23 protein-coding genes are annotated in these 25282 nt (G+C 39.7%); 10 read left to right on the top strand and 13 right to left on the bottom strand.

The window, feature by feature from the left end; all coding sequences use genetic code 11:
- Window positions 1–4 precede the first annotated feature (4 nt).
- Window positions 5–433, bottom strand: a complete 429-nt coding sequence (locus tag I6E69_RS02090; RefSeq protein WP_197120521.1) for an organic hydroperoxide resistance protein — start codon at window positions 431–433, stop codon at window positions 5–7.
- A 123-nt stretch (window positions 434–556) separates the two neighbouring features.
- On the opposite strand from I6E69_RS02090, the gene I6E69_RS02085 reads away from it, so the two are divergent.
- From I6E69_RS02085 to astB, 3 genes are all read left to right on the top strand, one after another.
- On the top strand, window positions 557–991 hold the full coding sequence (locus I6E69_RS02085; protein ID WP_004334500.1) for a MarR family winged helix-turn-helix transcriptional regulator: 435 nt from the start codon (window positions 557–559) through the stop codon (window positions 989–991).
- 45 nt (window positions 992–1036) lie between these two features.
- Window positions 1037–2143, top strand: a complete 1107-nt coding sequence (locus I6E69_RS02080) for an L-dopachrome tautomerase-related protein (RefSeq protein ID WP_197120520.1) — start codon at window positions 1037–1039, stop codon at window positions 2141–2143.
- A 635-nt stretch (window positions 2144–2778) separates the two neighbouring features.
- On the top strand, window positions 2779–4125 hold the full coding sequence (gene astB, locus I6E69_RS02075; RefSeq protein ID WP_197120519.1) for an N-succinylarginine dihydrolase: 1347 nt from the start codon (window positions 2779–2781) through the stop codon (window positions 4123–4125).
- Between the two features lie 75 nt (window positions 4126–4200).
- On the opposite strand, the gene I6E69_RS02070 is transcribed toward astB, so the two are convergent.
- Window positions 4201–5055 (bottom strand): mechanosensitive ion channel family protein, encoded by an 855-nt coding sequence (locus tag I6E69_RS02070; protein ID WP_007586226.1) that lies wholly within the window; start codon window positions 5053–5055, stop codon window positions 4201–4203.
- Window positions 5056–5280: 225 nt separating this feature from the next.
- Here I6E69_RS02070 and I6E69_RS02065 point away from each other — a divergent pair, with 225 nt between their 5' ends.
- Both I6E69_RS02065 and I6E69_RS02060 read left to right on the top strand, forming a co-directional pair.
- Window positions 5281–6276: a DUF4382 domain-containing protein gene (locus tag I6E69_RS02065; RefSeq protein ID WP_197120518.1), complete on the top strand. Its 996-nt coding sequence runs from the start codon at window positions 5281–5283 to the stop codon at window positions 6274–6276.
- A gap of 54 nt (window positions 6277–6330) precedes the next feature.
- Window positions 6331–7011 carry an SDR family oxidoreductase gene (locus I6E69_RS02060; protein WP_024591546.1) on the top strand — a complete coding sequence of 227 codons (681 nt, stop codon included), beginning with the start codon at window positions 6331–6333 and terminating at the stop codon, window positions 7009–7011.
- A gap of 122 nt (window positions 7012–7133) precedes the next feature.
- Here I6E69_RS02060 and I6E69_RS02055 read toward each other — a convergent pair whose 3' ends face one another.
- The 3 genes from I6E69_RS02055 to I6E69_RS02045 form a co-directional block, all read right to left on the bottom strand.
- A complete protein-coding gene (locus I6E69_RS02055) occupies window positions 7134–7355 on the bottom strand; it encodes a hypothetical protein (protein WP_008165689.1) in 222 nt (73 codons plus the stop codon).
- Between the two features lie 32 nt (window positions 7356–7387).
- Window positions 7388–7663 carry a hypothetical protein gene (locus I6E69_RS02050; RefSeq protein WP_197120517.1) on the bottom strand — a complete coding sequence of 92 codons (276 nt, stop codon included), beginning with the start codon at window positions 7661–7663 and terminating at the stop codon, window positions 7388–7390.
- Window positions 7664–7922: 259 nt separating this feature from the next.
- Window positions 7923–8558, bottom strand: coding sequence for a hypothetical protein (locus I6E69_RS02045; RefSeq protein WP_231619686.1), 636 nt, complete (start codon window positions 8556–8558; stop codon window positions 7923–7925).
- A 389-nt stretch (window positions 8559–8947) separates the two neighbouring features.
- Here I6E69_RS02045 and I6E69_RS02040 point away from each other — a divergent pair, with 389 nt between their 5' ends.
- The gene (locus I6E69_RS02040; RefSeq protein WP_197120516.1) at window positions 8948–10261 is read left to right on the top strand and encodes a M20/M25/M40 family metallo-hydrolase; all 1314 of its coding nucleotides are present in this window, start codon (window positions 8948–8950) and stop codon (window positions 10259–10261) included.
- Between the two features lie 9 nt (window positions 10262–10270).
- On the opposite strand, the gene I6E69_RS02035 is transcribed toward I6E69_RS02040, so the two are convergent.
- A complete protein-coding gene (locus I6E69_RS02035; protein WP_039486674.1) occupies window positions 10271–11167 on the bottom strand; it encodes a LysR family transcriptional regulator ArgP in 897 nt (298 codons plus the stop codon).
- A gap of 105 nt (window positions 11168–11272) precedes the next feature.
- Here I6E69_RS02035 and I6E69_RS02030 point away from each other — a divergent pair, with 105 nt between their 5' ends.
- Complete coding sequence (locus I6E69_RS02030) at window positions 11273–11869, top strand: LysE/ArgO family amino acid transporter (RefSeq protein WP_039486538.1); 597 nt, start codon at window positions 11273–11275, stop codon at window positions 11867–11869.
- 91 nt (window positions 11870–11960) lie between these two features.
- On the opposite strand, the gene I6E69_RS02025 is transcribed toward I6E69_RS02030, so the two are convergent.
- On the bottom strand, window positions 11961–14711 hold the full coding sequence (locus tag I6E69_RS02025; protein WP_149603485.1) for a TonB-dependent receptor: 2751 nt from the start codon (window positions 14709–14711) through the stop codon (window positions 11961–11963).
- 133 nt (window positions 14712–14844) lie between these two features.
- Entirely contained in the window at window positions 14845–16287 is a 1443-nt protein-coding gene (locus I6E69_RS02020) for a glycoside hydrolase family 32 protein (protein ID WP_138490254.1), read from the bottom strand.
- A gap of 145 nt (window positions 16288–16432) precedes the next feature.
- Between I6E69_RS02020 and I6E69_RS02015 the strand changes: the two genes are divergently transcribed.
- Both I6E69_RS02015 and I6E69_RS02010 read left to right on the top strand, forming a co-directional pair.
- Entirely contained in the window at window positions 16433–17443 is a 1011-nt protein-coding gene (locus I6E69_RS02015; RefSeq protein WP_052201256.1) for a LacI family DNA-binding transcriptional regulator, read from the top strand.
- 18 nt (window positions 17444–17461) lie between these two features.
- Window positions 17462–18715, top strand: a complete 1254-nt coding sequence (locus I6E69_RS02010; protein WP_039486536.1) for an MFS transporter — start codon at window positions 17462–17464, stop codon at window positions 18713–18715.
- A gap of 57 nt (window positions 18716–18772) precedes the next feature.
- On the opposite strand, the gene I6E69_RS02005 is transcribed toward I6E69_RS02010, so the two are convergent.
- The 5 genes from I6E69_RS02005 to I6E69_RS01985 all read right to left on the bottom strand — a co-directional run bounded on the left by I6E69_RS02005 (window position 18773) and on the right by I6E69_RS01985 (window position 22737).
- The gene (locus I6E69_RS02005) at window positions 18773–19570 is read right to left on the bottom strand and encodes a response regulator (protein ID WP_197120515.1); all 798 of its coding nucleotides are present in this window, start codon (window positions 19568–19570) and stop codon (window positions 18773–18775) included.
- 121 nt (window positions 19571–19691) lie between these two features.
- Window positions 19692–20408 carry an NAD-dependent deacetylase gene (locus I6E69_RS02000; protein WP_197120514.1) on the bottom strand — a complete coding sequence of 239 codons (717 nt, stop codon included), beginning with the start codon at window positions 20406–20408 and terminating at the stop codon, window positions 19692–19694.
- Window positions 20405–21421 carry a kelch repeat-containing protein gene (locus I6E69_RS01995; protein WP_197120513.1) on the bottom strand — a complete coding sequence of 339 codons (1017 nt, stop codon included), beginning with the start codon at window positions 21419–21421 and terminating at the stop codon, window positions 20405–20407. Before I6E69_RS01995 ends, I6E69_RS02000 begins: the two co-directional genes overlap by 4 nt.
- A gap of 108 nt (window positions 21422–21529) precedes the next feature.
- Window positions 21530–21715 (bottom strand): epimerase, encoded by a 186-nt coding sequence (locus tag I6E69_RS01990; RefSeq protein ID WP_197120512.1) that lies wholly within the window; start codon window positions 21713–21715, stop codon window positions 21530–21532.
- 146 nt (window positions 21716–21861) lie between these two features.
- Complete coding sequence (locus I6E69_RS01985) at window positions 21862–22737, bottom strand: diguanylate cyclase (RefSeq protein WP_197120511.1); 876 nt, start codon at window positions 22735–22737, stop codon at window positions 21862–21864.
- Window positions 22738–23217: 480 nt separating this feature from the next.
- Between I6E69_RS01985 and I6E69_RS01980 the strand changes: the two genes are divergently transcribed.
- Window positions 23218–25278, top strand: coding sequence for a TonB-dependent siderophore receptor (locus tag I6E69_RS01980; protein WP_197120510.1), 2061 nt, complete (start codon window positions 23218–23220; stop codon window positions 25276–25278).
- The last annotated feature ends 4 nt before the right edge of the window (window positions 25279–25282 follow it).

Raw genomic sequence — 25282 nt, 5'->3', positions numbered from 1 at the left:
TTAATTAAATAACTGAAAGCTCTACTTCAATATTGCCACGTGTTGCGTTTGAATATGGACATACTTGGTGCGCTTTATCTACAAGCTCCTGCGCTGCAGCTTTATCCATATCACCTAGTGACACAGCAAGTTTTACTGCAATACCAAAACCGCCTTCAATAGCACCAATAGACACTTCAGAATTAATATGTGTGTCGCCTGGTAAATCTATTTTTTCGCTACCTGCTACAAATTTAAGTGCGCCAATAAAACACGCAGCATAACCTGCGGCAAATAATTGCTCTGGGTTAGTGCCTTGACCGTCGTCTCCGCCTAAGCCTTTAGGTGTTGATAAATTTACATCTAAACGACCATCATCAGATTTAGCTACGCCTTCGCGGCCGCCAGTTGCAGTTGCTTTTGCTGTGTAAGCTACGTTTTGTAATACATTCATAATGAACTCCAAAGTTTAGTAATTAATTTAGTTTGTGTGCAAAATAATAGAACAAGTAATTAGAGATTGCAAATACTTTGCATGCAAATTAAAATGCCATGTATCGAAATAAAGGATAACGTTATGCAGTTTGAGCAATTAAAGTTAAAAAATCAGTTATGCCACCGGTTATATATGGCATCTAACAGCATTGCGCGTGCGTATCGCGAGCCTTTAAACGAGCTAAATTTAACTTACCCGCAATACGTAGTAATGATGGCGCTGTGGGAGCAAGACGAAATAACAATTGCAGAGCTAATAGATAAAACCGCGATAGATGGCGGTGCAATGACTCAAATACTCAAAAAAATGAGCGACAAATCATTACTGGCTGTTATTAAAGATGAGCACGACAAACGCAAACGCCTAGTGCAGCTAACCCAGCATGGCCAATCACTTAAGTTAAAAGCAGCCGATATTCCTAAAAATATTTTATGTAAATTTGATAGTGTAGATGCAACACAAGCGAAACAGTTGATGCAGCTGCTCGATTTAGTAGTAAACGACTTAGCCGATTAGGCTCTTAATTTTTAAACAATAAACGTGTTTTAAAAGGTTTTAAAAATGACTCATATTAAAAAATTACTATTAGCAGCGGCGTGTAGCACGGCACTTTTAGGTAGCAGCGCTGTATCTGCTAACACCGCTGGCCAAAATGCTGATTTAAAAACAGTAGCCACATTTGATGCGCAGCACCCACCGGGCAACATTGCTATTACCCCATCGGGCAGAAAGTTTTTATCTGTGCATGGCTTTTTTGGCCAAAAGCAAAAAATTATGGAGCTTTTAAGCGATGGTACAACTAAGCCCTACCCTAATGAAGAGTGGGCATACGCGTACAATAACGGTAAAGGTTTTTACGACGTACTTGGCATAAATGTATCAAGCGATGGCATTTTATGGATGCTCGACACTTCAGGACCCGATCACGCTGGGCGCTTAGTAGGCTGGGATACAAACAAAGAGCAACTGCACAAAATTATTTATCTGGCTAAACCGACCATTACCGACACCTCGTTTTTGAACGATTTAGTCATCGATAATAAGCATGGCGTTGTATACATTGCCGACACAGCACAAGGCAGCCAAGCCGCTATTATTACGGTAAACCTTAAAACAGGTGTAGCACGCAGAGTGTTACAAAATAGCCATTACACCACAGCCGAAAATATCGATATGGTTATTGATGGGCGCACAATGAGCCTTGGCGGCCAACCTGCCCGTTTAGGTGTTAACCCTATTACGCTTGACCCTAACGAAGACTGGCTTTACTTTGGCTCTATGTCGGGCACGTCGGTTTACCGCATTGCCACCAGCGATATAAATAACGAGAGCCTTTTGGCTAAAGCGCTTGAAGACAAAGTTACGCGTTACGGCACTAAGCCAATTTCAGACGGTATTATTGTTGATGGCGGCGGTAACGTATATGTAACCGACATAACCAATGGCGCAATTGGCGTAGTTAAACCCACTGGCGACTACGAAGTATTATTTAAGGACGAACGTTTGAGCTGGCCTGATGGCTTTAGTTACGGAGCCGATCATAAAATATACTTTACCGTTGACGATTTACATAACTCGCCTGTACTTAATAATGGCAAAAATCAAAGCCACGGTAAGTTTAAAGTAATGTCGTTCGAGCCTTTAATAAAAGGAAAAGTAGGCCGCTAATTTGCTTTTTGAGTGACTACATTTTTTAAAAAGCCTTGCACGTTTAAGTGACCCAATAGTTGCATGGCTTTTTGTTAAAAACACACCACGTTGGTGCATTTTTTAGTAATATTTCACCTCTTTGGTGCTAATCCTTAAGTATGTATTTACACTTAAATACTAAACACCTGATTTCTATTCATAAAATATTCAAGTTAATGTTGGCATACTTCTTTCTATAAACTGATGTGTTCAGTGAAAATACCAAGGAAAAACCATGTTCAACTTATACCATACCCTTTACCTTTTATGGCGTTTAGACATTAGCGTTTGGCAAGTTAATGATCCAACAAATACCCATACCACCGCTGACAAAGAGCGCGTCTATGTTAAGTAACATCGTATTGTGTAAAGGCTTGGCATAAAGCTTAAATGTAAAAACCTACTTTAGGCTAAGCTTTTGCACACTATGAAATTTATGTGTACATTTTAATTAAACTTCAAATTAATCGTTCAATATAAAAACAACCCCCTTGTAATAAACTCAACATTTAAAAACATCGAAAATTAGTAAAAACACTGCGTTTATAACTTTGCAAGCAACCCTATTGCGTTGTATTGTTGCACCCTATTGAAAATTTTTAGTTGGAACGTGTATGCACGCTTTGGAAGTTAATTTTGATGGCTTAGTTGGCCCTACTCACAACTACGCTGGTTTATCGTATGGTAATGTTGCCTCGTTAAATAACGCAGCAAGCTTTTCAAATCCTCAAGAGGCTGTGCTTCAAGGCCTTGAAAAAATGAAAGCCATGCACGACAAAGGCCTAACTCAAGGTGTATTTGCCCCTCATGCGCGCCCCGACTTAAACGTACTGCGCCGCTTAGGCTTTACCGGTAATGATGCACAAGTAATTCACAAAGCATTTAAAGCAGATCCTATTTTATTACGCGCGTGTTATTCAGCGTCTGCAATGTGGACAGCCAATGCCGCTACGGTATCGCCATCTCCAGATACAACCGACGGCAAAGTACATTTTACTTCAGCTAATTTAAATAATAAGTTTCATCGTTCATTAGAGCCTGCAACCACTACACGCTTATTAAAGGCTATGTTTAATAACGACAAATACTTTGCGCATCATACCCATTTACCTGATCAAGGCTTTTTTGGCGACGAAGGTGCAGCAAACCATACTCGTTTTTGTGACAGCCACGGCGAGCAAGGCCTTGAAATGTTTGTATTTGGTGCCAGCGCGTTTAACAGCCAATTACCAAAACCAGCTAAATTTCCTGCAAGGCAAACACTAGAAGCCTCAGAAGCAATTTGTCGCTTACATAATTTAAAAGAAACGAGCCAAATTTTACTACAGCAAAATCCAGACGTAATAGACCAAGGCGTGTTCCATAACGATGTAATTGCAGTAGGTAACGCCAACGTATTACTGTGCCACCAGCAAGCATTTTTAAACCAAGCACTGGCACTGCAAGATATTCGCGAAGCGTATGTGGGCAATAAAGAATTTTACATTATTGAAGTACCTACCGATAAAGTAAGCATTACCGACGCTGTAAGTAGCTACTTATTTAATAGCCAGTTAGTGAGCCTTGAAGATGGTTCAATGCTGTTAGTTGCACCACAAGAATGTAAACGCAACGTCGCGGTTAACGCCTACATTGAAGAAATGATTATGGCTGATAACCCAGTAAACCAAGTACAGTTTTTTGATTTACGCCAAAGTATGCAAAATGGCGGCGGCCCAGCTTGCTTGCGTTTACGTGTAGCCCTTAACGAGCAAGAACTTGCTGCAGTAAACCCAGAGGTTATTTTAACTGATACTAAATACACACAACTGTGTGACTGGGCAAAACGTAACTACCGCGACAAATTAGGCGCAAGTGACTTTGCAGACTCAGCCCTACTCACCGAAAGCTACCAAGCACTTGATGAGCTAACGCAGCTACTAAATTTAGGCTCCGTGTACGACTTTCAATTAGAAGGTTAATACCTCAGCCTACACAAAGGCTAGTACACAAATAGCGAGCCAAGGCTCGCTATTTGTGTTTATGTTAATACATATTTAAGCATCTTTGTTAACAGTTATTGCCGACGCCATAGACTCAGATATATGCAGCGTACGCTGCGGAAACGGAATACTCAGCCCAGCACCTTCAATAGCTTCTTTAACACGTTTATTTAAATCCCACACAGTTTGCCAATAATCACCATTAACAGCCCACGCACGTAATTGAATGTTCACTGCGCTTTCGCCTATTGATGTCACCATTACTTTAGGTGCAGGCTCTGCGAGTAATCGGCTCTCTGATGCGGCTAATTCTTTAAGTACATTTAAGCCAACATCAATAGAATCGGCATACGAAATCCCCACCACTATATCCATTCGTCTTTTGCCATTACGGGTAAAGTTTTTAATATTGCCACCCCACACTTTGCCGTTAGGCGATGCTATATAAAGACCGTCGGTGGTTTTAAAAATAGTGGTAAATAGGTTTATTTCACTCACAGTACCTAGTGTGCCACTGGCATCAACAAAATCGCCTATTTTAAAAGGTCTAAGTATTAGCAGCATAATACCCGCAGCAATATTGCTCAGCGTATTTTTAAGGGCTAAACCAATCGCTAAACCAGCAGCCCCCATTAGCGCAATTAAACTGGCCGTGTTTACGCCAAAAATATCTAAAATAAATAGACCGCCAATTATATAAACTAAATAACCAGCAATACTCGATAAAAGAGGAAGCAGCGTACTATCCACTCTTTTTAACGGGGATTTAGAGTTTTTAATCGCTTTTTTAACCGATCGTGCAATTAAGGCACTCGCAACTAATATCACCAACGCTAAAATCACCTTGTAACCTAAAGTGATGATTGTTTCTGAATGGCTTTGCCAAAACGCTAAGAGTTTATCTTTCATGTTTGTTCCGATAAATGTGGCTGAAACTCAGCAAAATAATGGTTAAATCTAATAAAACCGACTTCAAAAGAAGTGGCGCGAGTATATAGTAAAAAACGATTAAATCGATGAAATTAAAAACGTTTTAAAACAGCACGTTAAAGTTCTAACTTCTCATATTTTTAATTCAATTTAGGTTAAGGGTTAAATACATACACTTAACAAATCAAATAAAAGGAAACAACCATGAACTTTAAATCAACAATATTAAGTAGCGCTATTATTTTTGCCTTAGCAGGCTGCGGCTCATCAAATGACGATGCTGAAACAACCCCACAAACAAGTGATAAAGCAACTTTTAGCTTAGGAATTTCCGACGCTCCAGTCACTGGTTTAAAACAGGTTAACGTTGTATTTGATTCAATAACAATTAAAGCCCAAGAAGGTGAAGAAGTTAGCTTTGAAACTCGCTCTAAAAACGATGCCACCTTAGCGCAAATGGTCAATTTACTAGACTATACGGGCGACGATATTTTTCAATTACTTGACGATCAAGAAGTACCTGCAGGTGATTATTCGTGGATCCGCGCGCAAGTAATAAACGGCGACACAAACAACCTTAGCTTAACATCTCACGTAGTTTATGAAGACGGCAGCATTGCACCGCTTATCGTAAAAAGAAAAGGTAATGATGGCGTGGGTGAAATACAGCTAGATGGCTTTACACTCAATCAAACCGACAACGAGTTTGTATTAGAGTTTGATTTAAAAAAATCGTTAGTTGATCCACAAAATAATAACGAAGTCTTTTTAAAACCTCGCGGTGTGCGTTTACAAAACCTTTCTGAATCACAAGATATTGAAGGCACTGTAAGCCAAACACTCATAAACAATTGCGAGACTGACAACATTGGTCTTGCCGCTGATGATTCATCATTTGGCCATGCTGTTTACCTTTACTCTGCGCAGGCACAAACCCCAACAGATATTCATGAAATAGATGACCAAACGCCTGATAACGCTCCGTTAGCTACTGCCAATGTTGTATTTGATGCAGACGATAATGAATACGAATTTGAACTCGCATTCATAACACCAGGCGATTATCAACTTGCTTATACGTGTAGCGCACACATAGACGATGCAGAGCAAGTAGATGCTGATTTTAATATTTATCAACTAAAACAAATTAGCCTAACGCAAGCTGACGATTTATCAGTCAATTTTGACATAGCCCAATAACTGCATGGCGCACATTGAGCTGCGCCTTTATTCATTTGTTAATAAGGAAAAACCATGGCAAAAGAGAAAATAGTACTCATAACCGGCGCTTCTAGTGGCATTGGTGAAGCAACGGCAAAAACCTTAGTAAACAACGGTCATAAAGTTATATTAACCGCCCGTAGAGAAGAGCAACTTAACCAACTTGTTGCCGAACTAGGATCAGATAACGCACTGAGCGTAGCCGCAGATGCAACCGACTTTACCGCGCTTGAAAACGTAGTTACCAAAGGCATTGAAAAGTTTGGCCGATTAGATGTAGCCTTTGCTAACGCGGGCATGGGTGTTTCAACCGCTGGCACCGAAAAAGGTGATCCGGATGAGTGGTCAACCATGATTGACATAAACATTAAAGCCCTACTGTGGACTGCAAAACTAACTCTGCCGCATTTACGCCAAAACAAAGGTCACTTTATATTAACCAGCTCTGCCGCTGGCCGTAAGCCAATTGGCGGCTCTATTTACGGTGCAACTAAATGGTTTGCTTATGGCTTTGGACAAAACTTAGCTGAGGAAATGAGTGAGTGGAACGGCCGCTGCACAACCATAGCACCAGGCATGGTAAACACCCCGTTTTTTGATGAAGCTAAACCCGACAAACTCGACCCACAAGATGTAGCCGACGCGGTATTGTTTGCTATTGAAGCAAACCAGCGCAACAGCGTACGCGAGATTTATTTAATGCCAACTAATTAAATGTAGCTTGGTAGATTTTGGGCTGTCAGGTTTAATGCTAATGGTATTAAACCTGATGGTTGTTAATTCTAAATACCGGCTAGATAGAATGAAGGGAAAATATTCGGCATTAATAAAGCTTGTTATATATACAGTAACTCTAAACCTCCATCACTAGGTTCAAATACTTCAAGCCAAATGGTAACACCATTTTCATCGCTACATTCAATATCAAAGGCTCCATCATAAACTTCAACTATTGTTCCAATATCACCGACCTGAGGAACTCTAGAGCCAAAGCTGTTTTCTGAATAGATAAATTTTTTATTAAGAGATATCACTTTTACGACAGAATATTGCTTCATTTGATTTTATGGTACGCATGAGTGTTTTGGTTTCAGGTTTGATAAACATAAATAGAACTAAAAATATTCTGGGTCTTTAACTCAGCTTTAAATTCATCAGAAAAATTACTTTCAACTGCAGTCTCTTGACTAAAATGTGCATCTGTTATTTCTATCCAAGTATCTACGCCATCAATCTTTACAATTGCATCAGGCGGATCTGGTCTGTTAATTAATTTAAGTACTTTGCCTTGTGATGAAAGGAGATTCTTATATGAATCTAGAACAGCACTTTCATGTGTGGGATTTAAATCTCTGTGTGAAGTCATCTAGAACCTATAACGAGACTGTAGAATAACTTCAACAGCCAAATTCAATTAAAAAAACGAGTTCCTGTAATTCACTCTAAGCGTTTTTAAAGCATTAAGTAATGCATTTGGAGCCCATAAAAGAGGCTGCTTTTCTTAAAAATAGTAATTCTACAGCCTCAACTTTAAGCTAAGGGGCGCAGGTGCGTGGGGCATAATGGCGAAGCCGCCCCGCGTATAGGCGTCCCAGCGACCGGAGGGAGTGAACTTAAGCGTTTTGTTAACTCTCATAGCCCAACTCACTTCGCATTGTGTCTATTATCTGGTTCCTCAAATTTTTGAGGTCGTTTCCTTTTCTTACCATCTTTTGCTGAATTTCTGTTTCGAAATTGTAGTTACCAGTCAAGAATGCTTCAGGAGTAAGCTGTTCGTTCAATTGACGAAGCATTTCTGGCTGCATTGTAAGAAGTACTTGATATAACGACTCAAATTGCTCTAGCTTTTCAATTAAGTTTCGAGAACATACGATCCTTAAGCCGGTTAACTCACTCGTGGCTTTTTGAAACCCTTCCTGTATGCCGATCGTAAAATCATTTAAAACTTTTTGATAATTTAATATGGCTTCTGTAGAAGATTCCTCTTCATAGAGTCTTCGCGTTGCATCAGGAAGAGTTTCATTCATAAACACAACATAATCTTGCCCCGCTAGTTTTGCAGCATTATCGAGAATTTTAAAATAGTTTTGATATTCAGTTTTTCTCGTTTCGAAAAGATTTTCCGCTCGCTCTCTAGAAACTTTATATTTATGAAGAAGGAATGGTAGTAAACCAGAAGATATAAAAACCATTAAAGCTGGAATTATGTATTTAGGTTCTATCCACGTATTAACTAAACTACAAGCTTCTGCAACTGCCAATATTATCTCCTAGAAAGTTAACTATTTAGTCTACGACATCTGTCGTTTTACAAACCGATAAATATCCCTATATTACAGTGATTTCATGCTAGCTATAAAATAAACAACTGTAAACAGTTAGTTAGATTCGCCTTACCTTTTCTAAATGAAGCAAAACCCCAAAATGGTGGAGATCAGTAATATCAGACATATTGCTATGTTGTAATACTGGCAACAGGTTATATTTTAAATATCTGTGTTTAAAACAATAACGCGTATACCCTATAATTATTAAACTTGTAACTCATTATTACTTATAAAATTAGTTAAAAATCGCAACCTACTTCTATTGAATACTCTGTATTTTTACTTCATATTAAATATTCTTATTTCTCACTTATTATGCTGTTATGTCATTTTTAAAATTTAGCCATGCACTTATTTTTACCCTTGCGAGTACCCTGTCGCTTACAAGCCATGCGGCGCTTGATAAAAACGAGCGTGAAATAGTAAAACAGGTCGATAAAAACATTCCCCAAGCACTTAAAGAAATAGAGCAAGCCGTAAATATTAATAGCGGTTCGCTTAATATTGAAGGTGTAAAAAAAGTAGGCGCGCTGACAAGTGAGCAGCTTAAAGCCATTGGTTTTAAAGTAGAATGGCTGAATGGCAGTGCGTTTAACCGCGCAGGACATGTACTGGCAACCCATGAGAGTAAAAACCCCGATGCAATAAAAATACTGATGATCGGCCATCTAGATACGGTATTTGCCAAAAACGATAACTTTACTACCTACAAACAACTTGATGCCGATACAGCCAGTGGCCCAGGCGTTGCCGATATGAAAGGCGGTAACACGATAATAATTACCGCACTTAAAAGCTTGCAAGCCCTTAATTTACTCGAAAATGTAAGCATAAAAGTATTGCTGACTGGCGATGAAGAAAGCAGCGGTCGCCCGCTTAGCTTATCTAAACAAGCTATTGTTGATGCAGCAATTTGGGCTGACGTAGCACTTGGCTATGAAAATGGCGATAACAATATAAAAACAGCTATGGCGGCGCGCCGTGGTTATACCGGCTGGACGTTAAATGTAACGGCCAATGCTGCACATTCGTCACAAATATTTAGCGAAAGCGTTGGTTATGGCGCTATTTACGAAGCATCACGCATTTTAAATGACTTTAGAGAGCAACTTGCCACGCAACCTAATTTAACATTTAACCCAGGGCTTATTGTAGGCGGTACAAATGCCGATTACGACAGTGCCAACTCGTCAGCCACGGCGTTTGGTAAAAGTAACGTAATTGCGCAAACCGTGCATGTAGCGGGTGATTTACGGGCGCTTTCGCCAAAGCAAGTAGAAGGCGCTAAAAAAGTGATGCAGCAAATAGTGGCTAAAAGCTTAAATGGCAGCCACGCTGAGCTTATTTTTGAAGACGGCTACCCACCAATGGGGCTCACCGAGGGTAATAAAAAGCTGCTTGCACTGTATAGCCAAGCAAGCCAAGACTTAGGCTATAACAAAGTGGTGGCTGCAAACCCACGTAATGCCGGGGCGGCTGATATTTCGTTTGCTGCAAACCATGTTGATATGGCACTTGATGGCCTTGGCCTAATGGGTAGTGGCGCGCATACTAAAAACGAAACCGCCGATTTAACCAGCCTAAATAAAAACACCGCTAAAACAGCGCTGCTTATATACAGATTGGGGCAGCTATAAGCTCTTTGATTATTTAATAGGCTCTAACCGCTTGCCCGCTACTTGCAATGCAAACTTACGTAGCGTTTTAAGCTGCGGGCTTTCGGTTTGCCAATAGTGCCAGTACAAAGGTGTATCAATATAATATTCTGGGAATAAATCGACTAACTCTCCTTTTATCAGCGAGTCTCCTAGCTGTAAGGTAGGTAATAGCCCATAACCTAGGCCTGCAATCATGGCTTGTTTAAATCCCTCTGACGAAGGGTAAATATGGGTAAACAGTGGGGCTGAGCCATTAATATCTTCTAAAAACTGGTGTTGTAGCTTGTCATACTCACTAAATACCAAGCACGGTAAATGCGCTAATTGCGAAAGCTCAGTAAGCTTATGTTGTTTTATAAAATCGGGGCTTGCAATGGCTTTGTAGCGTATGGCGCCAAGCGGGCTTACCAGCCCGCCATTAACGGGCTCGGGGGATGAGCTAATACACACCATAACCTCGCCGTCTTTCATTCTTTTATGGGCAATGGATTGATCTTCACTAATGACCTCAAAGCGTAATTTGCACGCAAGCTCTGTATCTAATACGGCGAGTGCTTCGGGCAGCCAGGTGGCAAGCGAATCCGCATTAGCAGCAAGCTTTACGCTAAGCGGGGTGTTTAAATCTGTGTGCTCGTTAAGTGCCTCTACATTAAGGGCTACTTCTAGCTGCAATACTTGCTGTAAATGGTTAAGTAAACGTTTACCAAGTGCCGTGGGCGTTGGCGGCTGGGTTCTTATTAATACGGGCTCGCCTAGTTTGGCCTCAAGCTGATGAATACGCCTGCTCACCGCCGATTGGGTAATAAATAATTTTTTTGAGGCTTTTTCAAATCCGCCTTCACTTATAACGGCACTAAGCGCATTGAGTAACTGGTAATCAATCATGAGTTTTACGCATATAACAATAAATATATTCATTGGATTTGTAACAGAATACTCCCTACCCTGCAAGGCATTGAATTGCAGGTTTTATTTATTTGGATTTAAAGTATGTCGTTTTTGTCGGGTGTGATGCTGGGGCTGAGTTTAATTATTGCCATTGGGGCGCAAAATATTTGGATTTTAAGCCAATGTATGGCGGGCGCTAACCGTTTTGTTTTAGCCGCGGTTTGTATAATTTGTGACGCCACTTTAATTATTGTAGGGGTATTTGCAGCTAATGAGTTAAAGCTATGGCTGCCAGGGTTATTACCGTGGTTAACGTGGGGCGGTATTGCTATGTTACTTTACTTAGCATTTGGCTCTGCGCGCAGTGCAATTAAAGGCACATCGGGGTTAAAAGTAACTCAGGTAATAAAAGTGAGCTGGTGGAAAACGGCCCTTGCGGCCTTTGCAATAAGTTTACTAAATCCACATGTTTATTTAGATACCGTGTTACTGCTTGGCAGTATTGGCGCACTTCAGCCTGCGCCTATGCATTTTGCTATTGGCGCTTGCGTGGCCTCTGTTATTTGGTTTAGTGGCTTGGTGTTATTTGCGCCAAAATTAAAAAAGGTTTTAAGCTCCCCATTTCGATGGCGTATATTTGATAGCTGCATTGCGGTTATTTTATGTTTTGTGGCCTTTCAGTTGTATAGCGTTACATAATAAAAAAAGGGAGCAAGCGCTCCCTTAGCGTCAACACATTGTAAAATTAAACATTACAATACATTGCACAACACACATTTTAAGTAATCTATTAAAAGTTAATCATTAATGATGCTTTAATAGTTCGTCCAAGTAATGGTCTAGCTACACCGGTGTAGTCGCCATTTGAAAAACGTAGTCCCTCAGTTACAGAACTACCTTCTGTAAACGAATCGGCATTATTTAAGTTATTAACGTGAAGTTGAAACTCCATATCCTCAGTGAATGAATACAACATACCTGCATTTAATTGCGTGTAACCTGGGTAAATAGTTACGTTGGTATTACCATCGTCTGAAAAACGCTCACTGTAGTGCATTACTTGGCCATATACAGTGACCGGTAATTCTGAGAACGTGTATGACGGACGCACGTTAATCAACCACTGAGATTGACGGCGTGGTCGTCTGTCTGCACCTGATGACACATCGTAGCGGCGTGTATCGTTTATGCCATCACCATCTGTATCTGTTTCTATAATCGCAGAGCGAATTGCTGAGTCTTGTCCTTGCTTGGGATCTTGCCAAACAATACTACCCTGTAGCGATAATCCATCTAACCACTCTGGGCGGTATTTGCCTTCAAATTCAATTCCGTGAGTTTTTAAGCTGGTGCGATAGCTATCGCGTATTTTTGCACAATCATCCGGTGCAGGTACTGCGCTACAAGACACCCCATTTGCACCTGTATCACTTAAGTCATCAAGCGTTGCGGCTAAGGTTTCTTTAGCTGCAAAATCAATGTAAAAACCACTAAAGTTAAATTCATAGTTTTTCTCTGAAAAACGGATGCCACCTTCATACTGCTTAATGTTTTCGACCAAATCTCCGCGAGCAATATCACCGGTAGACGGGTTAGTTGCTGGGCCGCCAAAAATATAATCTTCAAAACCCGGTAATCTAAAAGTGTCAGCGTAACTTAAATAAGTTGTTACGGTATCTGTTAAGCGATAGTTGGCACCAATAGTCCAACCAAAAGCGTCGTAGCTCTCTGAAGCAAATTGCGGTGTACCGTCGGGTACATTTACAAAATTATCAGCCAAGGTATCGTTGGTAGAGCCGACAACTACGTCACTTGGTGTAAAATCGTTTGAGCTATTACCTGGGTCGAATGAATTGGTTGTTACACGGTCTACTTCAAGTTCTTGATAACGCCCGCCAATATCAATTTGCAGCCTGTCATCAAGCATTGAAATGTGGTCTAGGAAGTAAAATGCATTGGTGCGCATAGTGGCATCTGCGCCTAAACCAAATAACGCGGGCTGATCAACACCGCCTTGTGAAATAGATGGGCCAACCTGCTGATCGTTCTCGTCCACAGCATACAAATCAACTAATCGAGAGCTTTCACTAATATTACTATAGGCACTTGCAAATACAGATTGAACTTCATATGTGTAATGGCTTGTGTATAAACCAAATGTTAGCTCGTGAGAGTGTTCTTCAAAGTCAAAAAAGCGGCTTAAGCGAAAATCACCTACATAGCTTGTGGCATCAACCATGCCGTAAACCGGAATGTTATGCGCTAAAATTGAGTCTGCGCGTTCTGCAGTGCTTAAATCGGTGCCCGTTACTGTATCTGAGTAAAATGCTTTAACGCCTGTTGCATTTGCGTACGAGTCACCAATTACGCCGTCAAAGCTTTGAATGCGAGAAAACTGCTCTGCCTCTAAACGGCTGCGCTCTGTAGGCGGATCGTTAAATAAGGCATGAAACCCGTTACTACCACTTGTTGCACGCAATGCGGTGTCTAAGCGCCATTGATTAGCAAAATCTTTTGATATTTCGAATGTATAGATATTAAATTTGGGTTCAATACCATCGCTAATATCTAGCTTTAATTGGCTACCATCAGCGTTGTAAAGCTCATAAAAACTAGTTTGATGCGATAAAACAGTTCCATCACTAAAATCAACACCGAGGTTGTTTACACTACTTGGATCAACTTCAAAAGGGTTTTCTGGTGTGCCTGGCGCACGATCTGCTGTAATTGAATACGGTATATTTTGATAAAAATTGGTTTTATCGTTAATAACGTGAGCTTGTAGTTTTACCTCTGTGGTGCCATCGTCACTAATGTAAAGTAAATTACCTCTAAATTGGCCACCACTATTACCTGTGTAACCCGGGTCACGAATACCATCAGCAACACGATAAAAACCACCTAGTGCATATGTTAAGTTATCGTTTATAGGACCTGCAACAAAAAAATCATTACGTACATGCCCCCAGTCACCCACTTCTATTTTATACGCACCTTCAAAATCTTGAGTACCTGTACGAGTAATGTAGTTTACAGCTGCGCCAAGTGCATTAGAGTAAAGTACGCCGCCAGGGCCGCCTTTAACAGCCTCAACAGTTGTGGTCATCAAATCGGGTTTAATAAAAACATCGTTATTCATAAACGGCGCTTCGGGCTCTTCGTATACTGGCAAACCATCAATGAGATTTGGTACATAACGATAGCCACCAGCTTGTGGTAAGCCTCTTACAAGTACGTTGTTATGGCTTTCACCTGCGGTTCCACCTTCAGGAAAAAAACCAGGAATATTCCCTAGTAAGTCAGCTGCGCCGTGAGGTGCTAAAACTTTCATTTCCTCTTCTGAAATAGTATTTATAGAAAATGTAGCTTCCATTTTTTGCATATTGCGCGTAACACCGGTGACTATTACGCGCTCTATATCTTGCACCTCAGATTTTTCTGTTTGCTGTGCTTCCTGAGCAGCTTCTTGAGCAAACAGATGACCGCTAGGTGCTGCAAAAACAGCTGCTATGGAAATAGCTATAACGTTTTTATTAAACATAGTTGTGTTCCTGTTGATGTCAGTTGTCTATCGTTAGACATTATCGTTACTACAAACCTTATGTCAACAATTTATTTACTTTAAAAAAACAAATTAAACATAAAGTTTGCTGGGGTTAATTAGTTTATTCTAACTATTTGGTGTACTTGGTTATTTTTAAATTTTCTAGCGACTCTTTTTTGCTGCTTTGATCGATATGCAGCTGCGAGAATGCTTGTTTAGGGAAAACTAATGCGGTAATACAATGTGCCCCGTTGTTAAAAAACAGCTCTATTGAGCACTCGTCTACAAATATTTCTAATTGCAAGTTAGTGCACTCATGTTTGCTAAGCGGCATTTTTATTACAGAGTCAAAGCCTTTATCTGTAAAACCTGCTTTCGTTCTGTCGGCGGTTACACTTTGTGTATCGGCATCTATTTCGAGTCTGAATTGTTCATTACAATCATTTTTCCAAACTAAGGCTATATTCCCTTGAGTTAGTGAAATATCGCACTCTAAGCTATAAGCTTCTGGCACACTAATAGGCTGCTCTTTACTTAAGCAATATTGCAAGCGGACTGTATCTTGAGGTAGTTTTACTGCGCTTGGCGTTAATAAGTAATAGCTTTGCTCCGCTTTTTTTAAGTACATAGTGCGGGGTAGAGTCATGGCTCCTCGCCAGGTATTATCAGGAGTATTATTTGCGTATTGCCAATTGCTCATCCATGCAATGTAGGTACGCGAATGTTTAATATTGGGTGTGTTATCCCATGTAATACCCGCATAACAGTCGGTGCCGTAATCTAACCAGCGTATTTGTTCATCTTGAGATACAAATTTTTCGCCGTCAAAATCACCAATAAAATATTGCGTTGCTGAGCCACCATTTGGGCCACCTGGGTTAATACTAATAATTAATACCCAGCGCTCAGTATCAGTATCGCTGCAAATAAGAGGGAATAAATCAGGACATTCCCACACCCCACCATGGGCACCTATTTTGTGTCCAAATTCAGATAGTTTATGCCATGTTTTTAAATCATTCGATTTGTAAATGTGTATGCACTGGCCTGCCACTACCGTTTTAATCCAAAACTGCCCTTTTTCGTACCAGGTTACTTTAGGGTCTCTAAAATCTTTTAAGCCTGGGTTAGGAATAACTGGGTTTTGATCATAAACAGTAAAGCTTTTACCCTCATCGAGTGAGTACGCAATACTTTGCACTTGCGTTTCGTCTTTAGATTGCTGTGTAAAAGTAGCAACAATAGGGGTTTCACCATTTTTAGCAAAACCCGATGTATTATTTTTATCAACAATTGCACCGCCCGAAAATATATAACCTAAGCCTTCTGGTTCCGCGTAAAGTGCGATTGGTTGATGCTGCCAATTAATAAGATCGTCCGAGGTTGCGTGCCCCCAATGCATATTTCCCCATACAACATCATCTGGGTTTAGCTGAAAAAACAGATGATAAGTACCATTAAGATAAAACAACCCATTAGGATCGTTTATCCAGTGGTTCGGTTTATAAAAGTGATATTGAGGTGTCCAGCTTCGCTGCTCAATTAAGTCGTTTTGTTTTGTAGAAGATTGCATAGGCACCACTTAATAAATGTAAATTAAATCTTGTAAAAATGTCTATCGTTGGTCATTATAATGGCTAATTTTAAATTATTGTCAACTTATTGTTCGTAATGTGTGAAAATCCATTACCTTCTAAATAAAGAGAGTATTGAACAATATGTCATCAATTAAAGATGTAGCAGCTAAAGCTAACGTATCAGTAAAAACCGTTTCTAGAGTACTAGGCGGGTTTGAGGGCGTGAGTGATAAAACCAAAAACAAAGTTGAAGCCGCGATGAAAGCGCTTGAGTTTTATCCCTCGGCAGCGGCGCAGTCTTTACGCGGGCAAGAGAAAGGCATTGTGTGCCTTATTACCGAACACCTGACCACCACGCCTGACTCTTTCGATATTATTGCGGGCATTCAACATGAGTGTGAAAAACATTCCAAGCTATTAATGATTGGGGAGTCTGGTGGTAACGAACAAAGCTTTTCTCGGCTGGTGGATGATTTTAGGCGCCAACGCGCCGAGGCCATTATTTACGCGACGGTTTATCACCGAGAAGTGAATATTAAACAATCATTTAATAAGTGCCCTTTAATACTTGTTAACTGCTTTGAATCTCAGCTTAAGCACCCAACTATTTTGCCCGATGATTACAAAGGGGCCTATAAATTAACTGAAGAGTTATTAAATTTAGGGCACACAAAAATAGCGTATTTAACACTTTTTGAAGATATGCCCGCTACACCACTTAGAACGCTAGGGTTTAAAGACGCTCACGAAGCAAAAGGCATAAGTGTTGAAGAAGAGTTGATAAAAATAGGTGTTTGCACAGACCCAGAAGATGAGTTTGCACAGTTACCCGATGTATTACGCGACATTATGTCGAGGCACGAGCGCCCTACAGCCATATGCTGTGGTAACGATAAAATGGCTATGCGCGTATTTATGCTTATACGTCAAATGGGTTACAAAATCCCTCAAACCATTTCTATTGTTGGTTACGATAACTACAAATTAATCGCCGAAAACCTACTACCTAAATTATCAACAGTGAGTCTTCCTTACTTTCGTATGGGCCAACTAGCTGCACAAATCGCAATAAATAAAGAATTACAATCACACACTAAAACACATGAAATTAGCGGAGAACTACTTCTTAGGGGGTCACACAGCTCCGCGTAGATATTAAGGCACTGACAAATGACTGAACACTTATCTAAACGCAATTATTGGTTATTAAGCGGCTGTATTTTAAGCTTTTTTTTAACATGGTCTTTCTGCTTTTCGATTTATCCTATATGGCTTAACCAGGCAATAGGCTTAAATGGTACTCAAACAGGTATCGTATTTAGTATAAATGCTATTGCAGCACTGTTTGTAATGCCTTGTTATGGTTTTATTCAAGATAAGTTAGGTTTAAAAAAGAACCTGTTATGGTTTGTTGGTGTGATGTTGCTACTAAGCGGTCCATTTTTTATTTATGTTTATACCCCGTTACTTATTAGTTCTTTGTATGTTGGGGCCTTTGCTGGTGGTTTATTTTGCTCGGTCGCATTTTTTGCAGGCGTTGGGGCCGTTGAAACCTACATAGAACGAGTTGGCCGCAATACTGGGTTTGAATTTGGTAAAGCACGTATGTGGGGCTCGGTTGGGTGGGCTATTGCAACCTTTTTTACTGGCCAAATTTTTAATATATCACCCACCTTAAATTTTGTTTTAGCAAGTGTAAGTGCTTTAGTTTTTTTAGTGTGTTTATGGTTTGTTAAAGCAAGTGATGAGTCTAAGGAAGTAAACCTAAGCGCCAGCGCATTAAAAATTACTGACGCAATTGCGCTATTCAAAGATGCTAAATTTTGGGCGTTTACAACTTTTGTTATTGGCGTTTCGTGTATATATGGCGTCTACGATCAGCAGTTCCCTGTTTACTTTGCAGCGCAGTTTCCTACTAGAGAAGAGGGAAATGCTATGTATGGTTACTTAAACTCTTTTCAAGTATTTTTAGAAGCGGGTGGAATGTTTTTAGCCCCTTTTTTAGTCAATAAAATTGGCGCAAAAAACGGCTTAATTGTAAGCGGTGTTGTTATGGCACTAAGAATAATCGGCTCTGGCTATGCAACTGATCCATTATCAATCTCTGCAATGAAACTATTACATGCAGTTGAGCTGCCTATTATGCTAATTGCTATTTTTAAATATATATCTGCCACATTTGATGCAAGGCTTTCTGCCACTATTTATATTGTTGGTTTTCAGTTTATGGGGCAGGTTGCGGCAAGCGGTTTATCTGTATTTACTGGTATTTTGTACGATGCGATAGGCTTTGCTGAGGCATATAAGCTTATTGGTATTGTAGTTGCATTCTTTGTAGTTGTATCGGCATTTGTTTTAACTTCAGATAAAAATTCGAACCAAGTTAACAGCAAAGAGAAACTCAATCCCCAAGGAAGTCTTTAGAATTTATTTATGAGATATATTGCTAAGGCTAAAATCACTTTTGCCTTAGCTGTCTGTTCAAGACATTATTTTATACAGTAATTCTCGCACCGTTGCGGGTTCAAACGGCTTATCACAAATGGCATCAACTCCCGCTTGCGCAATATTAGCTAAGTGAGTGTCGTTTGCCTCTGAGCTCACCATTAAAATAGGAATATGTGAGTAAGCGTTTGAGCTACGTACTGTTTCGGTTAATTCGCGTCCATCCATTTCAGGCATGTTGTAATCGGTAACGATTAAATCGAACGACTGTTCGTTAAGTTTTTCAACTGCTTGTTTACCATCTTCTGCTTCAACCGGGGTTGGAATGCCCATACCAGCAAGCACACGAATAATATGCTTGCGCGCAAAACGACTATCATCAACAACAAGTACACGTAAAAGTGTTACATCAAAGTGCTCTAGTTCTACTTCTTCTTCGCTTATAATATCGAGCGTTGCTTTTAATGCGCGTGTAATTGCATCAGCACTGAATGGTTTAGGTAAAATAGCCAGCACACCCGATTGGCGTAATTGCTCAAGGTATTTTTTATTACGCTCGCTCGATATAAGCATAAAAGGTTGATGCTCGGTGATAGGGTTTGATCTTATTTCTTGCAATAGTGAGTCGGCTGTCCCGTCAGATAAATACATAGAGCTTATAACTAGATCAGGGTGATAACTTGCTAATAAGCTAAGCGCTTGTGTTTGTGTAGATGCAGTTTCAACTTGTTTTACACCACTTTCTAAAAGCGATTTTATTATTATTTTTTGCTGAACCTCTGAAGGCTCTACAAGTAAAATGGACAAGTTTGCTATTGCAGTTAAGTCGCTCATTCAGATCTCTTTAGTATTGTTATAATCAGGATAATAATAACATTTTTGACTCGTTAATATTATATAAAGAGATTGTAATATTTAAGAAAACATTACCAACCCCTTTAAAATATAGCACTTATTAATTAGATTGAATGTAATCTAATGCATTCATTTTTTTATATGTGACGTTAGCGTGCAAAATATGTGCAGGTTCAGGGTCAACCACTTCAACAGGAATGTCGTAATTTCGGGCTATTTCAATTGCCATTTGCGTAATATTGACGCTAAACGAGGTGCCCATAAATACAATTTTATCGGCGTTGAGCATACGCTGTTGTGCTTGTGTTATTCTGTAAAGCTCGGTGTAGTATTCGTCAAATAATAAAACAAAGGGCTTAAATGAATGGTTTAGCTCAGGCGTTTGGTTTTGAATATTAAATAGCTCAAAAAGAGACTCTTGCAGGCGGCTTTCGTCTACGCTATCCCACGGGGTGGCAAGTGGCGTGACTGGCTCACCTTGCGCATGAAATAAGGTCATTTGATCAAGCCTGCCGTGTATCGCTATGTAATTTTTGTTACCCGCTTTGCCATCAAGCCCATCTATGTTTTGAGTAATTAGGTTTTTGTCACTTAGCCAATGGTGTACGTCGTTTGGGCCATGGTTGCGATACGTTGCAAAGCGATGGTAATACCATGCTAAAAACTCTTTTGGGGCGTTTTGATACATTGCGCGCGTTGCCATTTCCATAGGCGTATAATTTTTACTGCCAATGGTCCAATAACCATCCTCCCCTCTAAAGGTGGGAATACCACTGGCTGCGCTGACTCCCGCTCCTGTAATGTAAAGAGTGTTCACTTTTCAACCTCGTAACCGAGCACGTTAGCGCTTACTTGCTGATTATTATCTATGCCGCCAATTCGATATAAAACCCCACTGTGCTCAAGTAAGCCACGATGATCCATGCTCTTTACTTCAACTGGGGATAAAATTTGCCATTCGTTTTTTTCGATACTAAAGCGCCAAACATGGTCACTTGCAGGTGCAGGTTTGCCGTCGTAACCTATTGCGCTGTAGTTATATGGGTTATTAGAGCCTGCCAACATATAAATATTGCCATTATAGCTGGTGGCTGCCATTCGGTAGTGAGCAGTGCCTGTTGGATGTGGCAATGTGCGCCAGTCTATTTTTTGTGGATTAGTTGAATCTATTGTGCCTTTTAAGCACTGTGCTACACCTGCAAACGAGCGACGCGAATCAGGATTAGCTTGTGTTTTAACGCCATCACAAATAACAATGGTGTTAGCACTAATAGCAGCGGCTTGGCCAAATACAGGCTCACCTAAAAATGGCGAGGCTTGTTGCCATGTATTATTTTGCGTGTCGTATACTTGTACTAAGTTTACGTTGCCGTCGTTATGCCAACCGCTAATTAGATAAATGTAACGCGCTTTGTAGCTCAGCGCTACGCTATCGTCTACGGGTACAGGCATGCTCGCAAGATGAGTGTAGGTATCTTTTATTACGTCGTATCTATATACGTCGGGGCTTGAAACTTCAGTATGATCCTCTGCTACCGTATAGCCGCCAAACACATAAGCGTACTCGCCTAAGCCGACTGCGGTGCTTGCTAAGCGCCCTTTTAATGGCAAGCTTGAAGGCACACCAGTTTTAGATTGCCACTGTGAATCGCCAACTTTAAGCGCCCACACTTTGTTATGCACTGACGAGTATTGTTTATCGCGCCCCAGCCCCATAAAGCTTAAAAAGTAGGGCTGATTTTTAACAATAACTTTAGCCACTGCATTATTTGCAACAGGCTCAGGTAAAGCGGGAAGGCTTGCTAACGCAAGAGAAAAAAGAAGGCTCATAAGGCAAGTAATTTAATAAGAATTAATACGCTCAGATTAAATTATTTTAGCCTTGTGAGCCAGTATTGTTATATCTAAATAATCAAACGCTTTTGATTAGTAACCATATTAGTAGGCAATACTAATATGGTGATTTACGTGCGCTGCATTTTGCGCTTCATCAACCATTGCTGTTGCGTAATCAGTGACCGAAACTTTGCTTTCGCCTGCATCATTAGTAAAAAATGTATTACTGCCTATACGGTAATTGCCTTCATTATCAACCAGGAATAGCCTGTGCAGTTTATTTATCAAGGTACTACCTACGAACTGCTGTAAGAGCATTTATAGATTTTTAATGCAGCACTGAAACCGCTATTAAAAATGTGGCGGCAAGTAATGTATTGTAGTTAAGGGCGTTGTGATGATGAGTTGTCTAAGGTGGTAGTTCAGCATAATTTTTAAGGTAAATAGGTTACGTTATCTAAGCCTTGTTGTTTATTTTTGTACATAGCTTGATCAGCATATTTTATAAGTTCGTGATCTGTTTGGCCGTGCTCTGGGTAGTTTGCAATGCCAATACTGGGGGAAATATTTAGTAGTACGTCATCTAACTTAAAGACAGCTTTAAACTCAGTGAGGACTTTATTTTTTATTCTGACGGTTTCGTGGCTAGAACTTAAATTATCTAAAATAATTAAAAATTCGTCTCCACCTAAACGCCCTACTGTATCGTAATGCCTAACCGACGCTGAGAGCCTTTTTGCTATAGCACATAAAAGCTTATCGCCAGTTTCGTGTCCGTGGGTGTCGTTTACTGCTTTAAAGCCATTTATATCTATAAACAGTAAAGAAAAAAATGTGTTGTTAGTAGCTGCACTAATAATTACTTTTTCTAATCGCTCCATCAATAAAGAGCGATTAGGCAAACCAGTTAACACATCGTGCCGAGCCATGTAATGGAGCTGCTCTTCCATTACTTTTCGCTCAGTTATATCGTGCGCTACTGCAATTCTTACTTGATGTTGCTCTGACCAACGAACAGACCATAATATATGGACTACTTGACCATCTTTTCTCATCCAGCGGTTTTCGAAGCGAGGGTTTACCGTTTCGCCAGACAATAGCGAAGTTACAGCGTTATGCGTTTTGTAATGATCACCTTCGTAAACATAGTTAATCATTTTTTTGCCTACAACTTCGTCGGCCGTATAACCAAAAATTTGCTCAAATGCTGCGCTTACAAAAACAAATGTGCCTTGTTTATCTACCACACAAACGGCATCAAGCATTAAATCTAGTACTTCTTCTACATTAATTAATTCATTTTTTATCATACTTTGGTGCCTTCAAAGCAAAACCAAGCAAATTTAAGTATTCTATATAGCTTTAACAAAAGCAAAGATAATTAAACCACAATCGCAGATAACACAGGGCTAGGTATAAATTGTGCCCATATAATTAATATTGCTTTGAGAAGCATGACACGAAAAAGTTAAGATTAAATATTTAATAACCGTAAATACTTTGAAGTTATTCTGAAATAGACTAAATTTTAAGTTGTATATAAACATATAGCTATCAGCTATTTACATTTTACTGACTCTTTAATAAATATACTTATAAAGTTCATTTAACTATATTTTTACAGTTCAATTGGGCGAAATTGGACCTTTTAACTACTACAAAATTAGTTACCTTGATTTAATCTCATTTATGCTTTTACACTGTTAATGTATGTTAATATTGTGTGATATCACATGTATTACAAAAACAAAGACTGTTTTTGATTTTTTGATTGCGCAGGAGACTTTTGGGTGAAAATATCACAACGTTTGTTTTGGCCATTACTTTTTGTTTGCCCTCTCTTAACGGCCGAGCCGTTTGAAGATGAAGACCTCGATCTTGATGCTTTAATGGGCATGGATGTACAAGCAACTTCTGCGATGAAAAGAGCGCAATCAGCATTTGATACCGCTTCATCTATTTATGTATTAAGTAAAGAACAAATTACTAACTCTGGTGCTACATCAGTACCTGAAGCACTGAAAATGGTGCCTGGTTTAATTGTACGTCAGCTCGATAACAATCAATGGGCTATTTCATCAAGAGGTATTGCCTCTCGATTTTCTAGCAAACTATTGGTTATGATTGACGGACAAAGCTTATATACCCCAAAATTTGCTGCAGTTTATTGGGAAACACTCAACGTTCCTTTGTATGACATTGAACGCATTGAAGTAATACGCGGACAAGGCGGGTTACTTTGGGGTAGTAACGCAAATAATGGCGTGATTAATATCATTACTAAAAACAGTATTGATACTCGCGGTGGATACGCAAACGTAACAACTGGTAATCAAATAAATGTTGATGCAAATCTTCGTTACGGTGGTGATATAAGTAACATAGGCAGCTACCGTGTGTATGGTCATGTAAAAGATGCGAATGAATCAAAAAAAGGGATTTCACTCGCACCTAACGATACAACTAAACAAAATTCTTTAGGTTTTCGGGCTGACTTTACCCCTAATGATGAGTGGTCTGCGCTACTTCAGGGGGACGTTACTCACTCAACACTTGGTCAAAACTATCGAGGTGTTATAGATGAAACCAACGAAAACATTTCATTCTCAGATGATTTAAAGCGAACAGACTCACGCATAATGGCGCGCCTTGAAAACAGAGTGTCGCCCGATGCCAATCAAATGCTACAAATTTCTTGGCTGAAACAAAATGGTTCTCAAGATTATATTAAAGAAGACTTTGAATCGATAGATATTGATTATCAAATGAACTTCATATACCAATCTCTACAGCTAGATTGGGGATTAAACTACCGGTATAACTCTATCTCTTTCGCAGAAAGTGTATTTTTAGATAGCGATAAAAACTTTGATAACCTCAAACAGTTTGGTGCACTTGTTCAAGCTCAATACAATGTGACGCCTGATACACTCGATTTTATTATTGGTACTAAGCTTGATCATAACGATTTAACCGGCTGGGAAAATCAACCGTCAGCAAGGCTTATATACAAACCAGTAGATAACCACCTTACTTGGGGTGCTATATCGAGAAGTGTACGTACACCAACATTGATTGAATTTAACGACAACTTTAAAGTTAATGGTACAGAAATTAAAGATCTTACCGGTTTAAGCTCTGGCTTTGGACAAATAGACGACTACCGAATTGCAACCTACCTAAATGGTAACGACAAAGTTAAATCTGAAAACTATCTATCTTATGAATTAGGCTACCGTTTTACTGCTAACGATTGGTCATTGGATCTTTCTACTTATTATACAGATGCTAATAACGTAGCGGTTATTGATATGAATACGCATGCTGAACAATTCACACCTATACTTGAATTATTTCTAGCAGGGAGAATCCCAGAAGTATTTCAAGCACTAACAATGACTCGCATAGATTTAGACTTTGCATCTGTAGCAGACACGACCACTAAAGGGTTCGACCTAGTTGTATCATGGCAACCAGTTGATAATCTCAATACTGAGTTTGGTTATAGTTACACCGATTATAAGTACGATTTACCTCCTCGAGTAGAGCCCGCAATCGGCTATGACTCTAAAAACAGGCAGTTATTTGCAAAAGCCGATTATTCTTTTTTAACCAACCATAATGTGTTTGCGACATTGCGCGCAATAAACTCAAATGCATATAACACTGATAATTACACAACGTTAGATGTTAGTTGGAATTGGCAAGCAACACCTGTGTGGTCTACTGCAATTTCGGGTAAAAACCTCTTTGCAGATTCACATATTGAGTACAATAATACGCGCGAAACCTATACATTACCAAACTATATTGATGAATGTATTACGTTTACAATTTCAGCAAATTTCTAAGTTA

The organism is Pseudoalteromonas sp. NZS100 (assembly GCF_015864815.1).
GTDB classification, from domain to species: domain Bacteria; phylum Pseudomonadota; class Gammaproteobacteria; order Enterobacterales; family Alteromonadaceae; genus Pseudoalteromonas; species Pseudoalteromonas distincta.
This window is presented reverse-complemented; position numbering and strand designations above follow the sequence as displayed.